The organism is Spirulina subsalsa FACHB-351 (assembly GCF_026130165.1).
Classification (GTDB): Bacteria; Cyanobacteriota; Cyanobacteriia; order Cyanobacteriales; family Spirulinaceae; genus Spirulina_A; species Spirulina_A subsalsa_A.
This window is the reverse complement of record NZ_JAIHOM010000169.1, coordinates 1-5,141: the sequence shown is the minus strand read 5'-3', so window position 1 is coordinate 5,141 and position 5,141 is coordinate 1. Positions and strand designations below refer to the sequence as shown.

The 5,141-nt window shown below is 45.7% G+C and carries 2 protein-coding genes and 1 pseudogene; all 3 read left to right on the top strand.

Features of this window, described 5'->3' with window-relative positions; translation table 11 throughout:
• Window positions 1-1,143 (top strand): annotated as a pseudogene (locus K4A83_RS21000) (hypothetical protein); the annotation flags it as partial.
• 504 nt (window positions 1,144-1,647) lie between these two features.
• On the top strand, window positions 1,648-2,517 hold the full coding sequence (locus K4A83_RS20995) for a CAP domain-containing protein (protein ID WP_265266657.1): 870 nt from the start codon (window positions 1,648-1,650) through the stop codon (window positions 2,515-2,517).
• A 794-nt stretch (window positions 2,518-3,311) separates the two neighbouring features.
• Window positions 3,312-4,868, top strand: coding sequence for a hypothetical protein (locus K4A83_RS20990; RefSeq protein WP_265266656.1), 1,557 nt, complete (start codon window positions 3,312-3,314; stop codon window positions 4,866-4,868).
• The last annotated feature ends 273 nt before the right edge of the window (window positions 4,869-5,141 follow it).

Genomic DNA, 5,141 nt, shown 5'->3' with positions numbered 1-5,141 from the left:
GGCACCAATAGCCTCATTTCGAGTAACGCGACTGGAACAGGGAATGCGGGGAATATAGACCTATTCAGCCCACAATTAAGCCTACAGGGAAACGCTCAAGTCAGTGTGAGTAATACCGGAACAGGGAACGCGGGGAACTTAGGAATTAGTGCCAGTGAGATTAAGTTAACCAACAGCACCCTCAAAGCCGAAACCATCCGAGGCAGTGGCGGCAACATCACCCTGCAAAACCTGCAAAACCTCAACCTCAACAACAGCCAAATCTCCGCCTCCACCATTGACGGACAAAGCGGCAACATCACCGCCACCCCCCGCCAACAAACCACCCTCAACAACAACAGCCGCATCCTCGCCCAAGCCACAGGCACAGGCAACGCCGGAAACATCCAACTGCAAACCGGAGACTTAACCATCCAAAACAACTCCGAAATCTCCATCAGAACCGACGGAACAGGCAACTCCGGCAACCTAGACATACAAGCCCGTTCCATCTTCCTCAACAATCAAGGCAAAATCAACGCCAGCACCGCCGCAGGTAACGGCGGCAACATCAACCTCACCGTCGCCCAATCCATTATCCTCCGCTTCAACAGCGACATCACCGCCGAAGCCGGAGGATTCGGCACAGGCGGTAACATTACCTTCAACGTTGGCGGCTTCATCCTCGCCTTCCTCCCCGAAAACAGCGATATCGTTGCCAGCGCCTTCCAAGGACGCGGCGGCAACATCACCGGACGCGCCCGAGGCATCTTCGGCTTCCGACAATTCCAAGGCCGTCGCACCCCAGAAAGTGACTTCACCGCCACCTCCGAACTCGGCATAGACGGCATCGTTAACATCGACATCCTCGACAAACTCAGCCTCGACAACCTACCCCAAGAATTCATCACCGCCGAACTCGCCACCGGATGCGCCGCCATCGAATCCGAAAACCCCATTGCCCTCTATAACATCGGTTCCGGCGGCTTCCCCAACTCCCCCACCGCCCCCCTCACCAGCACCAACATCTGGCAAGACCTCAACCTCCCCCATCCCCCCCTCATCGAAGCCCAAACTTGGCGCACCAACGCCCAAGGAGACATTGAATTAGTCGCCCAAATCGCCCCCGGTCATCTCCTCGTCCCCTGCCGCCCAGAACCCTAGAACCGTAGGTTGGGTGAAGCGCCAACGCAACCCAACAATCCCCCACTTGTAGGTTGGGTGAAGCGCCAGCGCAACCCAACAATCCCCCACTTGTAGGTTGGGTGAAGCGCCAACGCAACCCAACAATCCCCCACTTGTAGGTTGGGTGAAGCGCCAACGCAACCCAACAATCCCCCACTTGTAGGTTGGGTGAAGCGCCAGCGCAACCCAACAATCCCCCACTTGTAGGTTAAGTAAAGCGCCAGCGCAACCCATCCCCAAAAGCAGGTCAACGTGAGAATCTCCGACCTAAAAGCACAGGGATTCTTCACCCCAAAGCACACCCACCCCGCCAAACGTAAACTTATGTAACAATCTTGACCACCCTGCATCAAAACCCACCCCAACTCCGGGGAACTATAATGAAGACAACAAAAGTCAGTCCGTCTTCACTGGCTGTGGTCTAGTTTGCCACACCAGTCCAGAGCAAACATAACACTGGAATATTCGTCCATTCCTTATAAGTTGTGGCCTAGTTCGCCACAACTTATTCCTGTTCTATTCAACCCAAAAAGAAAAATGCTCATGCAAAGAATTCCTAAGCAGGTCTTTTGGAGTATTATTTTCTTCTCCTTTTTCTTGACTGCTTGTGAGCGTGGCGGTGGAAGTGAGAATCGTCTTGACATAAGTAATATAAATAATGCAGATGCGGGAAATTCCTCCACACCATCAAGCAACACAGAAGAAGTCAACCGTCAGGACTCTTGTGTTAATATTGCCAAAAAAGAGTTATTCCAGAAATTGCTCGATTTAACCAATACCGAACGGCAAAAACAAGGGCTGAATAATCTAACCCTAGTATTAGAACTCACTCAAGCCGCTCAAAATCATGCCGAAGATATGGCTCAAAATAACTACTTCAGTCATACAGGATTGAACGGTTCATCCGTTGGAGATCGAGCCAAAGCCGTAGGTTATAATTGGAATTATGTCGGTGAAAATCTTGCTCTTGGATATCAGAGTGCAACATCAGTCATCCAAGGCTGGATGAATAGTCCAGGACACCGAGAAAATATTCTCGACCCCAACTACACAGAAATTGGTTTTGGGTTTTCTAGGCAGCGCAATTCAGAAGATAATTATTGGGTTCAAGTTTTTGGTAAACCCGATAATCCAGCCACACAAGGGGGAACTCCCTTAAGTTCCAGCACCGCTTTTGACCAAGCATCTGCTTGCATCTTCACATCAAATCCCAATCAATCTGTTCTAGGGGTTCAATTGAGTCAAAATACCTCAACCAATAAATCAAAACCAGTCCCTGAACCTAGTACCATCATGGGATTAATTATGCTCAGTGCCAGTGGTGTTTTGTTTACCGTCTCCCGTCAGCAATAACCCCTATCTAGCCAGGCGCTTGTAGGTTAGGTAAAGCCCCAGCGCAACCCAACAATCCCCCACTTGTAGGTTGGGTGAAGCGCCAGCGCAACCCAACACCCCCCCGCTAAAAATGTAGAAACCCGGTTTCTGATTCCTGCTACTCTCGCAACCCATCCCCAAAAGAAGGTCAACGTGAGAATCCCCGACCTAAAAGGACGGGGATTTTCCATTCTGCGCTATCTTAACCCCCTCACCCCGCCAAACATAAACTTATGTAACAATCTTGGCCACCCTGCATCAAAACCCGCCCCACCTCCAGAGAACTAAATGAAGACGAACAAAGTAAGTCAATCTTCACTGACCCAGTTCGTCAGGTTCCCCTAAGTTGTGGCCTAGTCCGTCGCAACTCCTCTGTTGATTTTGCAGAGTGATTATTTAGTCTGTTCTCATTTACCGAATTCTGACTAAATATCACTCTAACTTTCTCGTGTTTAATTATTAGCAAATATCCGTACTTTTACGCCCAGTTTGTGAAAACTTTATGCAAATAATTGTTAAATACAAAAAAACTTCATCAACTCTTTAAATAAACTCAGTAATATCACAGGAGACAGATATTGTAGACTAATTTAGAATTAACTCCAGCTAAATAAAAATCTAAGCCATTGCACGCACTAACTAAACAATTGGTTGTCAGCCATCTCCTTCAAGCAAAATCCCTCTAAAAGTTTCTATCTCGTGGAATTCGCACCACTGACCAATTTTTCATAAGTAATACATCACTGAAAACAACTAGCTTCTATGATTGATCTATGCGACACCTTAATAAAACCCTCCTCACCTTAGCCAGCCTAACATTAGGATTTTTTAGTGGAGTCTCTCCCACCCTAGGGATGACCCTATTTCAAGGAACGCTCAACAGCACCGAACAAAGTTTAATCTGGCAAAGTCCCTTTACAGGCTATATTGACCTTTCTACAACTTTAGATACAGTCAATAACTTGACCTTTCAAATCTTGCTTGATGGAGAGGATATCCTTGGTAATTTAGACATTAATAGTACCAATCAAACCAACGGACAAGCCAGTGAAGAAACTAGCTGGGACAGTTATTTGAAAGTTAAACAGGGGTCTATTATCGAATTTCTGGTAACACCCAAAGACCCCAGCCAGAGTTACAATTTTAATGTAGAAACTAACATTTCTACTGAGGCAGGCTTAGTTTTTCTTAGCACCAGGACTAACTCATCATTTGATCATGTAGGATTCTTTGATGGGTCTAAGATTTATGAATCAAGTCCAGCTTATACTCAGCCCTGTTATTGGGATATTTTCGCTCAAGATTGTCTTGCCGTTAATTCTCAAAGTGGAGTGCAAGCTTCTCACACCTTGGGGACATTTCTCCATCTTTCATCTGACCCCAATAATTCCCCCATTCAAAATCGAGAAATTGTACGTTTTTCTGATATTCCTTATGTCAGTAGCAATCAAGTAGAATTGATGCTGGCTTATATTCAAAGTCAGGAAAATCGCCCTTATATTTCCTCAGATGTTAATATTAACCCTGTACAACAAAAAGGCTATGATTTTCGGCGATTTAGCGGCATTGGTTTAATTGAACGGGCCGCTGAACAAGCGGGAATCTTTAATGGTCAGGGTTTTATTTTCAACCATCTCGAATTAATCCATGTTAATGGTACACATTTAGCTTCTCAAGTCCCTTGGGAATGCTTAAGTGTTTTTCCGACGACTATTGAATGTCGGTCTGATTATATTACGTATGCTTATTATACGTATCTTTATCGTACGCAGCAATTTAACACTTTGGACACTTTACATTGGTTAGAGATACCAACTCTTTTAGAGATACCAACTCTTTCCTCGGGTTTTCTGCACTATCTCCTGAACCATTATTTCTCGAACAATTCGGACACTTTACAGGGGTTATTCCAGAATGTTGAGTTTCTACTCACAGACCCTTTAGGGCGACATTTGGGCTATACCAAAGAGTTTGGCTTATTTGAGGAAATTCCCAATGCGTTTTATGACAGGGGTGAGGGGAAACAACACTTTTTTATTCCTGAACGTTTAGAGGGTCAATATGTTATTGACTTTTTCGGTTTATGTAATGCGGAGGCTGTGGCTATTCTTGGAGATTCTAGCAATGGTAGTTTAATTTTTGGGTGTCAGGAAACACCGCAGGAGCGTATTGACTACTGGAGAGCGATAGTAAGCGGGCGTTCTGACGGGAATTCTAATAAAGTTTCTGCTCCTGAACCTTCTAGTCTGTTGAGTTTATTGGTTTTAGGGGCTGTTTTTATGGGGACTGGTCAGCAGTTTTTTCAACGGCACAATGAACGAAGATTTTGACGGGTTTGCTTAGGTTTAGATGGTGATTTGTTGGGTTGCCCTGGCGCTTTACCCAACCTACAAGACAACTACGAATACAGGGTTTAAATTTTTGGAGGTTTTATCTGCAATGTCGGGTGAAGACCCTCGGTTTTACCGACGGGATAAAACCCGACCAGTATAGAAACAGCGAAGCACGACTCTTTAGCTAAGGCTCAGGGATCACTCTTAGCATGACAATTTGTGCTGTATATGTTAGTATACATCTAGTTGTTTGAGGTCGATAAACAATGA